The sequence below is a fragment of the Rhodococcus sp. BH5 genome, from assembly GCF_027583855.1.
In the GTDB taxonomy this organism is placed as follows: domain Bacteria; phylum Actinomycetota; class Actinomycetes; order Mycobacteriales; family Mycobacteriaceae; genus Rhodococcus_F; species Rhodococcus_F qingshengii.
In genome coordinates, this window is the sequence record NZ_JAJHVW010000001.1 from 899,619 (window position 1) to 916,587 (window position 16,969).

The 16,969-nt window shown below is 62.2% G+C and carries 19 protein-coding genes; 8 read left to right on the forward strand and 11 right to left on the reverse strand.

Annotation, left to right across the window (positions count from 1 at the left end; translation table 11 throughout):
• Positions 1–18 precede the first annotated feature (18 nt).
• The 3 genes from nrdE to nrdH all read right to left on the reverse strand — a co-directional run bounded on the left by nrdE (position 19) and on the right by nrdH (position 2,952).
• The gene (nrdE, locus tag RhoBH5_RS04085; protein ID WP_003944756.1) at positions 19–2,202 is read right to left on the reverse strand and encodes a class 1b ribonucleoside-diphosphate reductase subunit alpha; all 2,184 of its coding nucleotides are present in this window, start codon (positions 2,200–2,202) and stop codon (positions 19–21) included.
• Positions 2,160–2,639: a class Ib ribonucleoside-diphosphate reductase assembly flavoprotein NrdI gene (gene nrdI, locus RhoBH5_RS04090; RefSeq protein ID WP_042450045.1), complete on the reverse strand. Its 480-nt coding sequence runs from the start codon at positions 2,637–2,639 to the stop codon at positions 2,160–2,162. Before nrdI ends, nrdE begins: the two co-directional genes overlap by 43 nt.
• 82 nt (positions 2,640–2,721) lie before the next feature.
• Complete coding sequence (nrdH, locus tag RhoBH5_RS04095; RefSeq protein WP_003944717.1) at positions 2,722–2,952, reverse strand: glutaredoxin-like protein NrdH; 231 nt, start codon at positions 2,950–2,952, stop codon at positions 2,722–2,724.
• A gap of 291 nt (positions 2,953–3,243) precedes the next feature.
• Between nrdH and RhoBH5_RS04100 the strand changes: the two genes are divergently transcribed.
• On the forward strand, positions 3,244–4,071 hold the full coding sequence (locus RhoBH5_RS04100; RefSeq protein WP_042450048.1) for a siderophore-interacting protein: 828 nt from the start codon (positions 3,244–3,246) through the stop codon (positions 4,069–4,071).
• Between the two features lie 55 nt (positions 4,072–4,126).
• Here the strand turns inward: RhoBH5_RS04100 and RhoBH5_RS04105 are convergent, their stop codons facing one another.
• A complete protein-coding gene (locus tag RhoBH5_RS04105) occupies positions 4,127–4,693 on the reverse strand; it encodes an NAD(P)H-dependent oxidoreductase (protein WP_030534957.1) in 567 nt (188 codons plus the stop codon).
• 106 nt (positions 4,694–4,799) lie between these two features.
• Here RhoBH5_RS04105 and RhoBH5_RS04110 point away from each other — a divergent pair, with 106 nt between their 5' ends.
• On the forward strand, positions 4,800–5,399 hold the full coding sequence (locus RhoBH5_RS04110; protein WP_003944690.1) for a TetR/AcrR family transcriptional regulator: 600 nt from the start codon (positions 4,800–4,802) through the stop codon (positions 5,397–5,399).
• A 35-nt stretch (positions 5,400–5,434) separates the two neighbouring features.
• Complete coding sequence (locus tag RhoBH5_RS04115; RefSeq protein ID WP_007736061.1) at positions 5,435–6,214, forward strand: META domain-containing protein; 780 nt, start codon at positions 5,435–5,437, stop codon at positions 6,212–6,214.
• Positions 6,215–6,233: 19 nt separating this feature from the next.
• Here RhoBH5_RS04115 and RhoBH5_RS04120 read toward each other — a convergent pair whose 3' ends face one another.
• Positions 6,234–6,788 carry a nucleosidase gene (locus RhoBH5_RS04120; RefSeq protein ID WP_030534959.1) on the reverse strand — a complete coding sequence of 185 codons (555 nt, stop codon included), beginning with the start codon at positions 6,786–6,788 and terminating at the stop codon, positions 6,234–6,236.
• Positions 6,789–6,856: 68 nt separating this feature from the next.
• Here RhoBH5_RS04120 and nadE point away from each other — a divergent pair, with 68 nt between their 5' ends.
• Entirely contained in the window at positions 6,857–7,681 is an 825-nt protein-coding gene (gene nadE / locus RhoBH5_RS04125; RefSeq protein ID WP_003944695.1) for an ammonia-dependent NAD(+) synthetase, read from the forward strand.
• Positions 7,682–7,706: 25 nt separating this feature from the next.
• On the opposite strand, the gene RhoBH5_RS04130 is transcribed toward nadE, so the two are convergent.
• The 3 genes from RhoBH5_RS04130 to moaA form a co-directional block, all read right to left on the reverse strand.
• Positions 7,707–8,462, reverse strand: a complete 756-nt coding sequence (locus tag RhoBH5_RS04130) for a hypothetical protein (protein ID WP_270007969.1) — start codon at positions 8,460–8,462, stop codon at positions 7,707–7,709.
• 313 nt (positions 8,463–8,775) lie between these two features.
• The gene (locus RhoBH5_RS04135; protein WP_003944706.1) at positions 8,776–9,033 is read right to left on the reverse strand and encodes a MoaD/ThiS family protein; all 258 of its coding nucleotides are present in this window, start codon (positions 9,031–9,033) and stop codon (positions 8,776–8,778) included.
• The gene (moaA, locus tag RhoBH5_RS04140) at positions 9,026–10,084 is read right to left on the reverse strand and encodes a GTP 3',8-cyclase MoaA (RefSeq protein ID WP_047271625.1); all 1,059 of its coding nucleotides are present in this window, start codon (positions 10,082–10,084) and stop codon (positions 9,026–9,028) included. The genes RhoBH5_RS04135 and moaA overlap by 8 nt, the downstream gene beginning before the upstream one ends.
• Positions 10,085–10,195: 111 nt before the next feature.
• Between moaA and RhoBH5_RS04145 the strand changes: the two genes are divergently transcribed.
• The 4 genes from RhoBH5_RS04145 (at position 10,196) to RhoBH5_RS04160 (ending at position 14,487) form a co-directional block, all read left to right on the forward strand.
• Positions 10,196–11,398 (forward strand): molybdopterin molybdotransferase MoeA, encoded by a 1,203-nt coding sequence (locus RhoBH5_RS04145; protein WP_003944714.1) that lies wholly within the window; start codon positions 10,196–10,198, stop codon positions 11,396–11,398.
• Between the two features lie 28 nt (positions 11,399–11,426).
• Positions 11,427–12,413 carry a bifunctional molybdenum cofactor biosynthesis protein MoaC/MoaB gene (gene moaCB / locus RhoBH5_RS04150; RefSeq protein WP_165638280.1) on the forward strand — a complete coding sequence of 329 codons (987 nt, stop codon included), beginning with the start codon at positions 11,427–11,429 and terminating at the stop codon, positions 12,411–12,413.
• A complete protein-coding gene (locus tag RhoBH5_RS04155; RefSeq protein ID WP_003944730.1) occupies positions 12,406–12,819 on the forward strand; it encodes a molybdenum cofactor biosynthesis protein MoaE in 414 nt (137 codons plus the stop codon). Before moaCB ends, RhoBH5_RS04155 begins: the two co-directional genes overlap by 8 nt.
• Before the next feature lie 228 nt (positions 12,820–13,047).
• Positions 13,048–14,487 carry a DEAD/DEAH box helicase gene (locus tag RhoBH5_RS04160; RefSeq protein WP_042450056.1) on the forward strand — a complete coding sequence of 480 codons (1,440 nt, stop codon included), beginning with the start codon at positions 13,048–13,050 and terminating at the stop codon, positions 14,485–14,487.
• A 40-nt stretch (positions 14,488–14,527) separates the two neighbouring features.
• Here RhoBH5_RS04160 and bluB read toward each other — a convergent pair whose 3' ends face one another.
• The 3 genes from bluB to RhoBH5_RS04175 form a co-directional block, all read right to left on the reverse strand.
• Complete coding sequence (bluB, locus tag RhoBH5_RS04165; RefSeq protein WP_270007970.1) at positions 14,528–15,157, reverse strand: 5,6-dimethylbenzimidazole synthase; 630 nt, start codon at positions 15,155–15,157, stop codon at positions 14,528–14,530.
• Positions 15,154–16,206, reverse strand: a complete 1,053-nt coding sequence (locus RhoBH5_RS04170; RefSeq protein ID WP_064112641.1) for a CobW family GTP-binding protein — start codon at positions 16,204–16,206, stop codon at positions 15,154–15,156. The genes bluB and RhoBH5_RS04170 overlap by 4 nt, the downstream gene beginning before the upstream one ends.
• 81 nt (positions 16,207–16,287) lie before the next feature.
• Positions 16,288–16,890: a lipocalin family protein gene (locus tag RhoBH5_RS04175; protein ID WP_007731307.1), complete on the reverse strand. Its 603-nt coding sequence runs from the start codon at positions 16,888–16,890 to the stop codon at positions 16,288–16,290.
• Positions 16,891–16,969 lie beyond the last annotated feature (79 nt).

Here is a 16,969-nt window from a genome sequence, read left to right on the forward strand (position 1 = left end):
GCACGGGGGCGGAGCCCTCTACAGCATGCAGGAAACGCAGCCCTCGACCTCGGTGCCTTCGAGTGCCATCTGACGCAGACGGATGTAGTACAGCGTCTTGATGCCCTTACGCCACGCGTAGATCTGCGCCTTGTTGATGTCGCGGGTGGTTGCGGTGTCCTTGAAGAACAGCGTCAGCGACAGGCCCTGGTCGACGTGTTGCGTTGCGGCAGCATAGGTGTCGACGATCTTCTCGTACCCGATTTCGTAGGCATCCTGGTAGTACTCCAGGTTGTCGTTGGTCAGGTAGGGCGCCGGGTAGTAGACGCGGCCGATCTTGCCTTCCTTGCGGATCTCGATCTTCGACGCCACCGGGTGGATGGAGCTGGTGGAGTAGTTGATGTACGAGATCGAGCCGGTCGGCGGGACGGCCTGAAGGTTCTGGTTGTAGATACCGTGCTTCTGAACCGAAGCCTTCAGCTCACGCCAGTCGTCCTGGGTGGGGATGTGCAGCTTCGCATCGGCGAAGAGTCCGCGAACCTTGTCGGTTGCAGGCTCCCAGGCCTGGTCGGTGTACTTGTCGAAGAATTCACCCGAGGCGTACTTCGACTCCGGGAAACCCTTGAAGTACGAGCCGCGCTCGATGGCGATCTTGTTCGACGCACGCAGTGCGTGGAAGAGCACGGTGTAGAAGTAGATGTTCGTGAAGTCGATGCCTTCTTCGCTGCCGTAGAAGATCCGCTCACGAGCAAGGTATCCGTGCAGGTTCATCTGACCGAGGCCGATGGCGTGAGAGTCGTTGTTGCCCTGCTCGATCGACGGCACCGAGTAGATGTGCGTCTGATCGGACACCGCCGTCAATCCGCGGATCGACACTTCGATGGTCTTGGCGAAGTCGGGCGAGTCCATGGTCTTCGCGATGTTCAGCGAACCCAGGTTGCAGGAGATGTCCTTGCCGACCTTCGAGTAGGACAGGTCGTCGTTGAACAGTGAAGGCGTCGAAACCTGCAGGATCTCCGAGCACAGGTTCGAGTGCGTGATCTTGCCCTCGATCGGGTTTGCCCGGTTCACCGTGTCCTCGAACATGATGTAGGGGTAGCCCGATTCGAACTGCAATTCGGCGACGGTCTGGAAGAACTCGCGAGCTTTGATCTTGGACTTGCGAATTCGCTTGTCGTCGACCATCTCGTAGTACTTCTCGGAGACGTTGATGTCGGAGAACGGAACTCCGTAGATGCGCTCGACGTCGTACGGCGAGAACAAGTACATGTCCTCGTTCTTCTTCGCCAGTTCGAACGTGATGTCCGGGATCACGACGCCGAGTGAGAGCGTCTTGATACGGATCTTCTCGTCGGCGTTCTCACGCTTGGTGTCGAGGAACCGGTAGATGTCGGGGTGGTGCGCATGCAGGTACACAGCACCGGCGCCCTGACGCGCACCCAACTGGTTGGCGTAGGAGAACGAGTCCTCGAGAAGCTTCATGATCGGGATGACACCCGAACTCTGGTTCTCGATCTTCTTGATCGGTGCGCCGTGCTCACGAACGTTGGTGAGCAGCAAGGCAACTCCGCCACCGCGCTTGGACAGCTGCAGTGCCGAGTTGATGGAGCGACCGATGGACTCCATGTTGTCTTCGATACGAAGCAGGAAGCAGGACACGGGCTCACCGCGCTGCTTCTTGCCCGAGTTCAGGAACGTCGGGGTGGCGGGCTGGAAGCGTCCGGCGATGATCTCGTCGACGAGTTCGACGGCCAGGTCTTCGTTGCCTGCGGCCAGGGTGAGCGCAACCATGCAGACACGATCTTCGAAACGCTCCAGGTAGCGCTTACCGTCGAAGGTCTTGAGCGTGTAGGAGGTGTAGTACTTGAATGCACCCAGGAACGTCGGGAAGCGGAACTTCTTGGCGTACGCGTGATCGATCAGGAACTTCACGAAAGTACGTGAGTACTGATCGAGAACCTCGGGCTCGTAATAGTTTTCCTCGACGAGGTAGTCCAGCTTCTCGTCGAGGTTGTGGAAGAACACGGTGTTCTGGTTGACGTGCTGCAAGAAGTACTGACGGGCTGCAGCGACATCCATCTCGAACTGGATCTCACCGTTGGCGCCGTACAGGTTGAGCATGGCGTTGAGTGCGTGGTAGTCGAGACCGTTGGTGGAATCGCCGCCGCGCGCATCACGCTCTACGCTTCCTGCCGCGATCGTGTCAGTGATGGTTGGCGCCACTGCCCGTGCTCCTTCTCTGTTTCGAGATGATTCCAGAACTCCCCCAAGCCTTCTCGTACCCGGTCGACGTCCTCGGCAGTGCCCATGAGTTCGAACCGGTACAGAAAAGGAACGTGGCATTTCTGGGAAATGATGTTTCCTGCATAGCAAAAGGACTCACCGAAATTGGTGTTTCCCGCCGCGATCACTGCTCTGATCAACGACCTGTTGTGTGGATTGTTCAAAAAACGAATGACCGGCTTCGGTACATAACTGGTGTCGCGCCCTGTCACGGTGACCCCGCCACCATAGGTGGGCAGAATCAGCACATAGGGCTCGTGTACACGAAATGAGCCGTCACGGTCATGGATAGGTATACGTGTCGCAGGCAGGCCGAGACGTTGAACGAATCGGTGGGTGTTCTCCGACACGCTGGAAAAGTAGACCAGCGAAGTCATCGGTTGTCACCATTTTCTTGTACGGTGCCCGGAACTACTCAGATGTGTCGGCGGAGGTGTCCACCGCCGACACTGCGGCGCTTCAAGCAGCGACGGTCAGGGTCTTGATGCGATCGGGACGGAAGCCCGACCAGTGATCTTCACCGGCAACCACGATGGGTGCCTGGAGGTACCCGAGAGCCATGACGTAGTCGCGGGCTTCGGCATCCTCGGTGATGTCGATGACGTTGTATTCGAGACCGGCCTTGTCCAGGGCGCGGTAGGTGGCATTGCACTGAACGCAAGCGGGCTTGGTGTAGACGGTGATGCTCATGAGAGTCCCTCTTTCGCTTAGCCAACAAAGGCCGATGTAGTGATGTTCAGCACCGATACGACCGATTGCCGGAGTCTCGCTCGAAGCGTTCCGCGTTGTGGTCTCTCAGTGCTCAAGACACTACACCTAGTGGCCGACAGAAACACATAACGCGAGATGTTGTGAGTCACATCGTTGGAATTCCCAGGTCGCCCCTGTTCAGCGCCTTCATTTCCCGGCGCGTCGGCGTGTCGCGCGTCACAGTCTATTTTTTTGCTCGCCGGCCTCTCGGAGCCGCGCCACGGACCTACCATGAGCGTCGTGGAAACACCCCCGAAGGACGAGGCTCCACGCCACCAGGCAACCGTGACGAGAACACAGCAGGTGACACCGTTGATGCGCAGAATCACCTTCGGTGGGGAGGGTCTGAGCGACTTCGAGACGAGTGGTAGCCCGGACGAACGGGTGCTCGTCAGATTCCCTCTCATTCCCCCTCACGCCCGCAGTTACACGGTCCGGCGCTGGCAGCCGTCGAAGAACGAACTGGAGATCGACTTCGTTCTCCACGGCCACGGCGGCGCGGCACTCTGGGCCGCGACTGCGCAACCGGGCGAGACCGTTCACCTCTCGACGGCGACCGGGTGGTTCACGCCGCCGGCAGGTTGCGACTGGCTGCTGATGGTCGCCGATCACGCCGCTCTGCCCGCGATCGGGCGAATTCTCGAAGAAGCACCCGACGGTCTACCGATCCACGTCATCACGCAGGTACCCGCGCCGAGCGAACAGCAGACGTTCACGACGCGCGCCGACGCTCACTACCGATGGATCGAGGAATCGGACTCGCTGCTCGCCGAATTGGCCGGCGCTGCCCTGCCTCCCGGCGAGGGCTACATCTGGTGTGCAGTCGAGGCCGCGGCCGCCAGACGCATCCGCACCCACCTGCGTCGAACATGGGAAATCCCGGCAAACCGCATGCACGTCATGGGTTACTGGCGGGAGGACAAGGAGAACTGGGAGCGTCGGTACGCCGCCGTCGCCGACCGTATCGATGCTGCGATGGGCGAAGCGATGATGGCCGGCAAGGATTTCGAGTCGGTTCGCGACGCGGTCGACGACGCGATGGAACGCGAAGGGCTCTAGCGCGCATACGAGTGAGGACCACACCTTCCGGCATGGCCCTCATTCGTGAAACGGATTACGCGTTGACGAGCTGCTTGCCGGCGTCGACGAGGTCGGAGACGACCTTGGAGACCTGAGCGAGCACCTCTGCGTTCTCACGCGGGTGCAGCTCACCGAACAGTGCGCCGGTTCCACCGATGCTCAGTGCAGTGTCCTCGACGACCTTGCCGCCGGCGATACGGACCGCCTTGGTGGTGTCTTCGTGTGCCCACTTGGCGCCGTTGCCGCTGGGCGAAGCGCTGATGACTGCGACAGCCTTGTCCTTGACTGCACCGACACCGTACGGACGCGAGATCCAGTCGATGGCGTTCTTCAGAACTGCGGGAATGGTGCCGTTGTACTCGGGGGTGACGAGCAGGAACGCGTCCGCGTCGCTCGCAGCGGAGCGCAGTGCGTCGACAGCGGGGATGGAAGCACCCTCGACGTCGATGTCTTCGTTGTAGAAGGGGACGTCGGCGAGGCCTTCGAAGACCGTCAGCGTGGCACCCTCGGGTGCGGCGGACACAGCCGTCTCGGCAAGCTGGCGGTTGACGGATCCGGCGCGCAGGCTGCCGACGAGAACGAGAACATTGGTCTGTGACATAGCGAGTTTCCTTCGAGAGTGGTGCGGTTGGTGGCTCCGGTTGAAAGTTATATCAACTAAACGGACCGCGGTCCACTTACATTCCCCGGCCCTGTAACCTGATCCCGTGAGCGCAATCCCCCTCCCCCAGATCGGCGCCGCGCCGGTCGAGCGCGGTGACGCAGCACGTAACCGCGTACTTCTGCTCGACGCCGCAGCCCTCCTCGTTGCCGAGCGAGGTGTCGACGCGGTGACGATGGATGCTGTCGCGTGCCGGGCCGGTGTGGGCAAGGGCACAGTTTTTCGGCGCTTCGGCAATCGATCGGGACTGATGCAGGCACTGCTCGATCACACCGAGCGAGAACTGCAGCAGGCATTCATGTTCGGCCCCCCACCGTTGGGTCCGGGCGCGCCGCCGATCGAGCGCCTCATCGCGTTCGGACGAGCCCGGATTGCCATGGTGGAAGTACAGGGCGAAGTCCTCCGAGCGGCGGAAAACGCTCCTGAATACCGCTTCGGCGGTCCGGCCCGGGCTCTCGGCATCGCTCACGTCATCGGGCTTCTTCGAGGAGCCGGCGTCGAGGGCGACCTCGATCTGCTCGCTTCAGCACTGTTGGCACCGCTCGAAGCGTCGCTCGTCCTTCATCAGGTGCGCGATCTCGGGATGACCACCGAGCGCCTGGCGGCCGGCTGGGAAGACCTTGCCCGGCGCGTTACTCGATGTTGACTCCCCAGATCCGTCCCACCACTTAATGTGAGCCCATGCGCATCGCTGCAGCCGTCATCGGCCTCCTGACCATCGCCGCGGTAAGTGGTTGCTCCGCTTCGTCCGACTCCCCCGAGGACAAGACGGATCCCTCCGGTCGTGTGTTCATCTCGACCTCCGTGGATGGAACACAAATTCCCGGCGGCGGCCCGCTGACTCTCGACTTCAGCCAGGCCGGTCGAGTGTCCGCGAGCGCCGGATGCAACACGGCAAACGGTTCGGTCGAGTTCAACGACGGCACGCTGACCACCGGCACCATGGCGTCGACCATGATGGGCTGCCCTCCCGGCATCGCCGAGTCCGACTCCTGGACAACAACATTGCTGACCGCCGCGCCGGCGTGGAGCCTCGATGGCGACACCCTCGTCCTGACATCGAAGGACGCCACAGTCACCCTGCAGGACAAGAAAATCGTCACGCCGGATCGACCGCTGCAGGGCACGACGTGGACTGTCACGTCCCTCATCAGTCCCGATGCGATCAGTACGAGCCTGGCTCTGGAGACGTCAGCTCCCGAACTGACGATTGCCGCAGACGGTTCGGTCAGCGGGAGCACCGGATGCAATCGCATGACCGGAAGCGCCCAGACGTCCGACACCACAGTCACGTTCACGCCGATGGCAACCACGCGTATGGCTTGCCCCGAGGAGAACATGGACATCGAGCGCCAGATCCTGGCGGTGCTCGACGGCGAAGTGAGCTACACCGTCGACGCCGACACGCTGACCCTGCGCAAGCCCGACGACACCGGATTGATACTGACTGCGCAGGCTTGACCAGACGCTGCAGGCTCGATCAGACGTTGTCGAGCAGCCAGCGCCCCAATTCGCGGGCGCTGGCATCGATCATCGCGGGCCAGTCCAAGGCCGAGTCGTCCGCGTGATCGCTGACATGTTTGACGAGTCGGCAGGTAGCACCCGCAGCTTGTGCGGCGAATGCGATGGCAAACCCCTCCATGTCGACCAGATCGGCTCGCTGCGCAAGGGCGTCCCGGGTTGCAGCGTCGGCGATGAATGCGTCGCCGGTCGCCAACACCGAGTCGTCACCGCCGGCGAGCTCCAAACGGTCCGCGACGTCGTGCCCCAGCGCTCGGATCGCGGTGCTGCTGATGTCGTGATTGATGACGACGCCGGGAATATAGAGGCCGCCGTGGTGCGCGTGCAGCGCACCGGCTGTCCCGATGTTGACGACCAGCGGCAGATCATCCCGCTCGTACCGCGCGAGAGCAGAGGCGACTGCTGTTGCAGCACTGACCTTTCCAATCCCCGTGATCAGCAGTTCGTATCCTTGCGGCACGTATGCCGCTTCCGACTTCGTCGCACTGACCACCAGAACGTTGTTCGCACTCATGTGCGCGACCGTACCGCCCTGGATACGGTGGCACTGCACGCGCCTGCTCACATCGCTAGAGTCCATTCATGGCCACACTGCGTGAAAGCATCATCGAAGAACTCGGCACAAAGCCGACAATCGACGCCGCAGCGGAGGTTCGCGCGCGAGTCCAGTTCCTGAAGGACTACGTGCGCTCGACCCCCGCCAAAGGGTTCGTTCTGGGAATCAGCGGCGGTCAGGACAGCACGCTCGCCGGAGCCCTCGCCCAACGCGCGGTCACGGAACTTCGTGAAGAAGGCCACGAGGCCGAGTTCGTCGCCGTTCGACTCCCCTACGGCGCGCAGGCCGACGAATCCGACGCTCAGATCGCGCTCGGCTTCATCAAGCCGGACCGCTCTCTCACGGTCAACGTCAAGCCTGGCGCCGACGCCACGGCCCGTGAGGCCTCCGAGGCGCTGGGAAACGGCGAACTACGCGACTTCGTCCGCGGCAACATCAAGGCGCGCGAACGAATGGTCATCCAGTATGCGATTGCCGGTCAGCTCGGCTACCTCGTGATCGGTACCGACCACGCCGCAGAAGCGATTACCGGCTTCTTCACGAAATTCGGTGACGGCGGTGTCGACATCACGCCGCTCACCGGCTTGAGCAAACGCCAGGGCGCTGCATTGCTGCAGGAATTGGGCGCACCCGAGAGCACGTGGCGCAAGGTGCCGACCGCCGACCTCGAGGACGACCGACCCGCGCTACCCGACGAAGTTGCCCTCGGCGTCACGTACTCACAGATAGACGACTACCTCGAAGGAAAGGACGTTTCCTCCGAGGTAGCCGAGAAGCTCGAGAAGATGTTCACCAACACTCGTCACAAGCGCACGGTGCCGGTCACACCCCTCGATGACTGGTGGAAGTAACTCCTACCAGAGCTCTTACAAGCGACTAGCTACCGAACAGGCTGCCGAAGACGTCGCCCAGCGAACCCGTTCCCGAAGCCGGATCCTTCTTCGCGAAGTTGGTGGTGCATCCGTTGAACTGCACTGCATCGACCAGCGTCGACGTGGCGGCGGAACCGGTGCCCACGCTGACGCCGTAGTGGTCGACTACCGCGTTCGGGTTCGCGGCGACGATGTCAGCCAAAGGCACTGACACGCGGTCCTTGGCGCCGTCGATGTTCTGAGTGCTCCACCACACGCCCTTCTGGAGATCCGCGTGAACGCCGCCGTCAGCCGTCGGCGTGGCGTCGGGTCCCGGGACCCACACCAGGGTGGTGAATCCGTTCTCGAACTTTCCGCCGGTCGTTCCGGTGAGGCGGAGCTGGAACGCCGCAGTCGGCGTGGCGGCGCGCTCGGCAAAGCCGATCGCCTTGTCGACTGCGTCGGACAACTTGATACCGCCGGCCGAATGGTAGGAAACCGAACGATCGCCGGTACCGTCGACGGCCAGCTTCAGTGAACCGTCCTTGTCGAGAACGTTGTCGGCCGAGTACGACGCGGTCTGATCCTTCTCGTCGGTGAACGGGATGCCCCACCCGTTCGGCGTCGCTGCGGTGGACAGGGTCGAGCACGAGGCTTCCGGCGCAGACGAGCCGAGAGAACCGGTGGACGGAAGCGCAGTAGCAATTGCCGGAGCGGTGAGTGCAGCTGCCCCGAGGAGCGCTACGACGACTCCGACACGGCGCGTGGAATTAATCGACATTGAAATACCTTTCACATATCCCGAGTGGAATTGCGCCAAATTAACACATGTCGACAATTACCAACAGCGAAGGTATTTCTTTTGTCATCCAAACAGATGACAATTCACCTTGGCAATTCGAAGTGCATTCGCTCCCCCAAAAGTAGGAGAAACTAAACAAAACGACCAATGCTGGGCAATTGACCAACAATGGAGAAAACGGAGATAGATGCCACTTGAGCTGGAGTGATCAAGATATGAATATTTGGACCGGCAAACCGAAAAAGGATAATACGTCGGCAGCCCACAAATAGCTACGCCGGCAATTCTCGGACTAGCCTCCAGCGAAAGGCGGAAGAATATCGACAGCGCTACCGGAGGCTCGAGAGACGTCGCGGGTCAACTCGTCACCGACGAGGAAAGCCGAGACCGACAGCACTCGCTCCATCTCCGGTCCGTATCGCCCGACCAGCACCGCCACCAACTCGGCAAGTGTGTTGTCAGGCGAGATGGCGACTACCTCGCTACGGCAACCGGATACATCCGCTGCAGCAGCAAAGTAACGAACCGAGATCGAATGCGGATCAGCCACCAATCGCTCCCATACTTCTTTCCGGCGGAACGAAGTCCGCGGCGTCGATGCCGTGCCCAGCCCACTTGTTCCACATCGCACCGCGCCACAAATCCGCTAGTTCGTCGTCACTTGCTCCGGCCCTGAGCGCGGCACGCAGATCAACTTCACGGTCACTGAACAGACATGACCGAATTGTTCCCTCTGCGGTCATTCGCGTCCGATCGCATTCACTGCAGAACGAGCGGGTCACGGAAGCGATGATCCCTACCGTCATCGTGGTCCCGTCGACACGCCATTCTTCGGCAGGAGCCGACGGATCTTCACGGCCGATTGCTTCCAATTCGAAACGGCTTCCCAAAACGGACAATAATTCAGCCGCGGTCACCATGTTCTCGCGTGCCCATGCATGGTCTGCGTCCAGAGGCATTTGCTCGATAAAGCGCAATTCGACGCCGGCTTCGAGGCACCACTGCAAAAGATCCGCCGCGCCGTGGAGCGTTTCACGCATCAGCACCGCATTGATCTTCAGTGGCGCGAGCCCGGCCGCAGCTGCCGCTCGAATTCCCGCGAGAACGGACGGCAACCTGTCTCGACGCGTCAATTCAGCGAAATGGGCGCGATCAACCGAATCCAGGGAAACATTCACGCGAGTCAAACCAGCTGCAGCCAGCTTTGCGGCACGATGTTCGAGCCCAACGGCGTTGGTAGTCATGGAAAGTGGAATTCCTGGCACGCGCGCGGCGCACCCCCCGATGATCTTTTCGAGGTCACTACGCATCAGCGGTTCGCCGCCGGTGAATCTCACCTCGCGAATACCGACTCGTTCGACGCCGATTCCGACTACTCGAATGATCTCGTCGGCACTCAGAAGATCTTCCGCAGCGATGGCCGGCAAGCCTTCCTCCGGCATGCAATACGTGCAACGAAGTGAACACTTCTCGGTGATCGAGACTCGCAGATCTCTGGCAACACGCCCGAACCTGTCGACCAGGAGATCCGTCTCGGGACGACCGGCGAGGGAGGCAGCGTCGAACCGCACGGTGGGAATTCCCATCGAGACCACTGTCATCACTTCACCAACTTCCGTATTGCTCCAGTATGACCGAAAGCCGTACTCCGTGTGTCGGACGGACCACACCGCCTAGGATCAAAACATGTCGAGGTTGTCGAGGTTACTGTCATGAGCGCGCGTTCGGTCGAGGAACACGCGTCGCACATCTCCGGATTGCTCACCGGCCTGCACACCCTCTCTCCGACGGCAGTTCCGACGGCAGAAGCGTTGGGGCGCATAACTTGCTCGGATATCGCATCGCCGGTAGACCTGCCACTCTTCCGCAACTCGCAGATGGACGGGTATGCCGTCGATGCTGCTTCTGTGGCCTCGGTTCCGACCACACTGACGGTTCGAGGCGTGATCGCCGCTGGAAGCGGAAAACCACCGAAACACCTTCCAGGATCGGCATTTCGCATCATGACCGGTGCTCCGCTCCCCGAGGGTGCCGACGCCGTTGTTCCGGTCGAGGACACAACGGGTGTCACCGAGCACGTCGTCACGATCGAACGGGGCAGGTCGGTAGGCGAATTCGTACGCGAACGTGGCAGCGACATCACCGCCGGAATGCTACTGGTCACGGCCGGAACGCACTTGGAACCTCGCCATATCGCCGCGCTGAGTGCTGTGGGCCTGGCCTCGCTCGACACCTACACGAAGCCACGGGTCGCGATAATTACGACGGGCGCCGAACTGAAAAGTGCCGGAACAACTCTCGAACCCGGTGAGATCTACGATTCCAACGGTCCAGCTTTGGCAACATTGGCCGAAGCCAACGGCGCCGATGTCGTATCCGTCGCCCGAAGCAGCGACGACCCCGCCGAGTTCCGCGAATTGCTCTCGTACGCAACCTCGGTCGCTGATCTGGTGTTCACCTCCGGCGGAGTGTCCATGGGCGACTTCGAGGTGGTGAAGGAAACTCTCACGCCTCTGGGAGCACACTTCGGCCACGTCGCAATGCAGCCGGGCGGTCCGCAAGGCACTGCAGTGGTGAACGAAGTGCCGGTACTGAGCTTCCCGGGCAACCCGGTGAGCACGATGGTCTCCTTCGAGGTCTTCGCACGGGGCGAACTGCGCCGGGCCGCGGGCCTGCCCGAGATCCCACGCGAGCGACTCCCGTTGACTGCACCGCTGCGTTCGGTGGACGGCAAGCGGCAGTTCCTGCGGGCACGCAGAACTGCGGACGGAATCGAACTCGTTGCCGGACCCGGATCGCACCTTGTTGCAGCCATGGCGTGGGCCGACGTCCTGATCGACATCCCCGCCGCCGTGACCGAGCTCGGCGCGGGCGATCTCGTCGACGTCGTCCCGCTCTCGACTTCCTCGATCTGATTCACTCGATCTGATTCAAAGGACACTGATGACCGAATTGACACACGTCGACAGCGAGGGCCGAGCGCGCATGGTCGACGTCAGCGCCAAGGCCGAGACGACGCGTATCGCCGTCGCTGCCGGCGAACTCGTCACGACCGCCGAGGTAGTTCGCCTCGTCCGCGCCGACGGCATGCCCAAGGCTGATGTCCTCACAACCGCGCGCATCGCCGGAATCGCCGGTGCGAAGAAGACCTCCGAACTGATCCCGCTGTGTCATCAACTCGCGCTCTCGTCGGTCAAGGTGGAATTCGGGTTCACCGAAACATCGATCACCGTCGAGGCGACGGCGAAGACTCGCGGACAGACCGGCGTCGAGATGGAAGCACTCACCGCCGTCGCGGTAGCCGGCCTGACCTTGCACGACATGGTCAAAGCGGTGGACCCCGGAGCTACCATGAACGGTGTTCGTCTGCTCACCAAAGACGGTGGTAAGCGCGGACATTGGACCCGCGACACTCAGAACGCACAGACAGCTCCGGCGCACACCTTCACCTCGGCACGGTCCGCGACCGTCCTCGTGGCTTCCACCGGCGGTGCGAACGGCACCAGACCCGACACCACCGGACCCACGATCGCGACCTGGCTACGTGAACGGGACTTCGAGGTACGTGGACCGCTTGTGTACGCCGACGCAGACATCGCGGCGGGCATCGCTGACGCCAAGGAGGGCTCCCCGTCACTCGTCATCAGTACCGGCGGCACCGGGGCTTCCCCCACGGATGCCACCCCGGAAGCTACCCGGGCAGTCTTGACCCGTGAGTTGCCCGGCGTCGCAGAAGCGATCCGGACCAAGGGCCTCGAGAAGACACCACACGCGTCGCTGAGCCGTGGTGTGGCAGGTCTCACAGGTACGACGGTCGTCGTCAATCTTCCGGGTTCTCCCGGTGGAGTGAAGGACGGTCTCGCCGTCCTCGGACCCATCATCGATCACCTGCTCGCGCAGGTCGCAGGCGGAGGAGCGCACGATGAGTGAGCTATTGGCTCGGATCTCCGAGCAACCGATTCACGCAGACACCGTCGACGCCGCCGTTGCCGGTCCGAAGAACGGCGCTGTTGTGGTGTTCACGGGAACGGTGCGCAATCACGATGGAGGTCAAGCGGTTTCGGCGTTGGAGTACCAAGCGCATCCGGATGCCGAACGCTTCCTCGAGACGTGCTGCCAAGAGGTTGCGGCCTCGACCGGCCTGCCGGTTGCTGCGATCCATCGCGTCGGTCACCTCGAGATCGGTGATCTCGCACTGGTCGCCGCCGTCGCCGCGCCGCATCGAGCGGAGGCGTTTGCCGCGTGCGCCGAACTGGTGGAGCGCATCAAGCACGAGGTACCGATCTGGAAGCGGCAACACTTCGCGAACGGCGTCTCCGAATGGGTCGGGTTGTAGGTCGAACGCTCCGGGAAGGTAGAGTTGCGATCACTAGGTGCCTGAAATCGGGCATCCAGCGTCGTAGAACGCAAATTTTCTTGCTGAGTGCTCAATGCACCCGCTCTTCTTACGGCGAAGAAGCCTGCCGACCGGCAGCGCCGCCACCACTGTGCTTGATTGTTCGACCGGTTAATTCCCGTGTCGGCATCCGGGCACGAACACGTGCCCGAAAGGCTCTGAACACACTTGTCTGACATCTCTACGCCCGCTACCACCTTCGCAGCCCTCGGTGTGCGCGCACCGCTGGTGAAAGCTCTCGAAGACGGCGGAATCACTTCTCCGTTCCCGATCCAGATCGACACCCTCCCCGACACTCTCTCGGGGCGCGACGTACTGGGCCGCGGAAAGACCGGAAGCGGCAAGACCCTCGCGTTCTCCATCCCCATGGTCTCCCGCCTCGCCGGCGAACTGTCCGGAGGAAAGCGTCGTCCGGGTCGACCGCTCGGCCTGGTGCTCGCACCCACGCGTGAGCTCGCCACCCAGATCACCGCAACCCTCGAACCGTTGGCCGCCGCATACGACTTGCGCGTGACCACGATCTTCGGTGGTGTCTCGCAGCACCGCCAGGTTCAGGCTCTCAAGGCCGGAGTCGACATCGTCGTCGCCTGCCCCGGTCGCCTCGAAGACCTCATGAAGCAGAAGTTCGTAAGTCTCGACGCCGTCGAGATCACCGTGCTCGACGAGGCCGACCACATGGCCGACCTCGGCTTCCTGCCCGTCGTTACCCGCATCCTCTCGTCCACCCCGCAGGACGGGCAGCGTCTACTGTTCTCGGCAACGCTGGACAACGGCGTCGACAAGCTCGTCAAGCGTTTCCTCAAGAACGAGGTCATGCATTCGGTCGACGAGGCCAACTCCCCCGTCGCCGCAATGACGCACCACGTGTTCGACGTCGACGGCGTCGAAGCCAAGAAGGCTCTGGTCGAGAAGCTCGCTTCCGGTACCGGTCGTCGCATCCTGTTCATGCGCACCAAGCACCAGGCTCGCAAGTTGGCTCGCCAGCTCACCGAGTCGGGCATCCCGTCCGTTGACCTTCACGGCAACCTCTCGCAGGCTGCTCGCGACCGTAACCTGGCGGCATTCTCCGCCGGTGAAGCGCGCGTCCTCGTCGCCACCGACGTCGCAGCGCGTGGCGTCCACGTCGACGACGTCGAGTTGGTCGTCCACGTCGATCCGCCGGCCGAGCACAAGGCTTACCTGCACCGCAGTGGTCGCACCGCTCGCGCAGGCAGCGCCGGCGACGTGGTCACCGTGGTTCTGCCCGAGCAGCGTAAGGATCTTGCGATCCTCATGCGCAAGGCAGCCATCAAGGTGACCCCGGTCCGTTCGACTGCCAATTCCGAGCACGTCGTCAAGTTGGTCGGCGACATCGCACCGCACGTCACGCCGGCTCCGAAGGCTCCTGCCCAGCCGAACGGTGGACGCGGGCAGCGTCCCGCCGGCCAGGGTGGACGCGGCGGCGCAGCACGTTCGGGTCAGGCTCGCTCCGGACAGGGCGGTCAGTCACGCGGTGCTCGCACCGGCGGAGCTGCCCGTCAGGAACATGCCGGTGGTGGCGCTCGCCGTCCCCGCACCGGCGGCGGCGCTCGCACCGCAGGCTCCACCGGTGGCCGTCCCGCACGCTAGGCCACACCGCCGCCCCGCGCGCAACACCGCCCGGTACAACTCAATAGGTTTCGTAATGGACAGCGTCGGCCAGTGGCCGGCGCTGTCGCCATCCGAAGCGTTCGAGATCCGGAACCTGTTGAAACTCGGTCACCTTGCCGACGCACAGCCACGCAATGGGGCGAACGGGTGACGGAATGCCCATGAGTTCGGTGAGGTACTTCTCGTCGTAGAACGAAACCCAGCCGATGCCGATCTCCTCGGCTACCGCGGCGAGCCACAAATTCTGAATTGCCAGTACCGCCGAGAACAGCCCGGTGTCGTCGACGGTATGACGGCCGAGGATGTTCGGGCCACCGCGCGACGGGTCGTAAGTGACGACGATGCCGGTACCACTCTCGGCGATTCCCTCGATCTTGATGGGGTCGAACGTCGAGCGGCGATCCTCGGGCAAGGACTGCGCGAATTTCACCCGGGCATCGGCGACGTGTGCCGCGAAGGTGTCGAGCGTCTCCGGATTACGAATGACGACAAAATCCCACGGTTGCGTGTTTCCCACGCTCGGCGCGCGATGGGCGGCGTCGAGAATGCGCATCAGAGTTTCGTCGGGGACGATCTCTCCCGAGAACTCGGCGCGAACGTCTCGCCGTCGCCGAATCGCTTCGTACACGGATACAGCTGATTCACTCACGCCCCGACGGTATAGCGGTGCAATCCCAGCATGGCGTCGGGGTGCGGTTCGACCGTTTCTTCGCGCACGCAGGCGCGGAGCGCGCTGCCGACCGCCCCCGAATCCATCCCGGTACCGATCACGACCAGTTGCGTGGTTCGAGGTTCGCCCGACTTCCATCGCAGCGGCGTGATCCGGACATGATCACCCACCGATTGGATCTCGAATTTTCCTGTGTGGCCCGGAATCTCGAAGTTCACGAAGCCCTTGATGCGGTAAACACCCGACGGCTGATTCTCGAGAAAGTGCGTCAGAGCCCTGGCATCGAGAGGCGTCTCCGATGCGAAATCAACCGATTCGTAGCGATGGTGCAGGTGATCGTGATGACACGAGCCGTCCTCGTGATCGTCGTCGTGCCCGTCGCGCAGGAGCTCGTCGAGGCTCAGTTGATCGCCCGGAGCCGGAGGGGTCACCTCGCCGGTATCGAACAACAGAGCGGGGTCTATCCGCGAGTGCGAGGTTTCCACCATCGGCGCTCGCGGATTCAACTCACGAATTTCGGCCGTGAATCGCTCGCGTTCGGCGACCGGAACGCTGTCGATCTTGTTGACTACCACCAGGTCTGCCAGGCGGACATGTTGATCGAGCTCGGGATGTTCGCGGCGAACGGTGGAGAAATTGGCTCCGTCGACCAGGACTACCAGGCCGCCGTAGACGACAGACGGGTTCTCACTTCCGAGGACGAGTCGAATCATGTTCCGCGGCTCGGCAAGCCCGCTGGCCTCGATGACGATCACGTCGATCCCGGACTGCCGGTGCGCCAACTTGTTCAGCATCTCGTCCATGTCCGAGACGTCGACAGCGCAGCACAAACAGCCGTTGCTGAGAGAGACCATCGAATCGACCTGACCGGCGACCATCATCGAGTCGATGTTGACGGAGCCGAAGTCGTTGACGATCACGCCGATGCGTACACCGTCGTTGTTACGCAGAAGATGGTTGAGCAGCGTCGTCTTGCCCGAACCGAGAAAGCCTGCGACGACTATTACGGGAATCTGCTTCTTCGCCACCACACAACCTTCCGAAACCACACGTACCGATCAGTGATCGTAGTGGAGTGTGGCTCCGGAAGGTTCACGCTGACAGCAGACTCACACCGTGCAGAGCGGACGGATGTCCGACGTGCCCTCGGTGGTCGGTGACGTCAGGATCGTGCATGCGTTGTATCCACGGGATTCGGCGACCCGGCGGATCTCACTCCAGCCTGCCGCGTCGATGACCGCCGACCGTGAGAGCACGAACCCGGAAAGCCTGAGCGGATCGCCCACCAGTGCCCACGAATAGTCGTCGGCAATGTAGGTGACGATGTAGTTGGGTGGGCCGTCCAAGCTTTCCTGTGAGGGCACCCCGGGGAAGCTCACATGCAACTGGGCACCCGTTGCTGGATCGGTAACTCGGGCATTCCCGACGATCTCGTTGGCTTGACCGGTCCACGTCGTACACGTGTTCTTCACGCTCACGTTCGTGGAATCGACAATCCCGTAACTCGCCCGGGTGTCCTTCGCGCACGCGAGGTTGAAGGGCTGAGGAATCGCCGCCACCTGGTTCCATTCCCCTACGTAGCGCGCGACGTCCAGGTTCGCCACCGGCTGCAAGGGTTCCCAGATTGGGCTCGCCTGCGCGGTTCCCGAAAACATCGTCGCTGCGGCGCACACTCCCGCAATCGCAATCGCACTTCGCCCCGACCACTTCATGTCACTGCTCCTCGTCTGTACAACGCTCGATCGGCATTGGTTCCTCAAGACATTCGGAGCTGACGGACTGGAGGATGGG

Excerpts from the sequence above, each read along its gene's own strand:
- RhoBH5_RS04155 (WP_003944730.1), top strand. The coding sequence starts at position 12,406 with ATGAGTGAGCTATTGGCTCGGATCTCCGAGCAACCGATTCACGCAGAC.
- RhoBH5_RS04145 (WP_003944714.1), top strand. The coding sequence starts at position 10,196 with ATGAGCGCGCGTTCGGTCGAGGAACACGCGTCGCACATCTCCGGATTG.
- RhoBH5_RS04105 (WP_030534957.1), bottom strand. The coding sequence starts at position 4,693 with ATGTCACAGACCAATGTTCTCGTTCTCGTCGGCAGCCTGCGCGCCGGA.
- RhoBH5_RS04100 (WP_042450048.1), top strand. The coding sequence starts at position 3,244 with ATGAGCGTCGTGGAAACACCCCCGAAGGACGAGGCTCCACGCCACCAG.
- RhoBH5_RS04120 (WP_030534959.1), bottom strand. The coding sequence starts at position 6,788 with ATGAGTGCGAACAACGTTCTGGTGGTCAGTGCGACGAAGTCGGAAGCG.
- nadE (WP_003944695.1), top strand. The coding sequence starts at position 6,857 with ATGGCCACACTGCGTGAAAGCATCATCGAAGAACTCGGCACAAAGCCG.
- moaA (WP_047271625.1), bottom strand. The coding sequence starts at position 10,084 with ATGACAGTGGTCTCGATGGGAATTCCCACCGTGCGGTTCGACGCTGCC.
- moaCB (WP_165638280.1), top strand. The coding sequence starts at position 11,427 with ATGACCGAATTGACACACGTCGACAGCGAGGGCCGAGCGCGCATGGTC.
- nrdH (WP_003944717.1), bottom strand. The coding sequence starts at position 2,952 with ATGAGCATCACCGTCTACACCAAGCCCGCTTGCGTTCAGTGCAATGCC.
- RhoBH5_RS04130 (WP_270007969.1), bottom strand. The coding sequence starts at position 8,462 with ATGTCGATTAATTCCACGCGCCGTGTCGGAGTCGTCGTAGCGCTCCTC.
- RhoBH5_RS04115 (WP_007736061.1), top strand. The coding sequence starts at position 5,435 with ATGCGCATCGCTGCAGCCGTCATCGGCCTCCTGACCATCGCCGCGGTA.
- RhoBH5_RS04175 (WP_007731307.1), bottom strand. The coding sequence starts at position 16,890 with ATGAAGTGGTCGGGGCGAAGTGCGATTGCGATTGCGGGAGTGTGCGCC.
- nrdI (WP_042450045.1), bottom strand. The coding sequence starts at position 2,639 with ATGACTTCGCTGGTCTACTTTTCCAGCGTGTCGGAGAACACCCACCGA.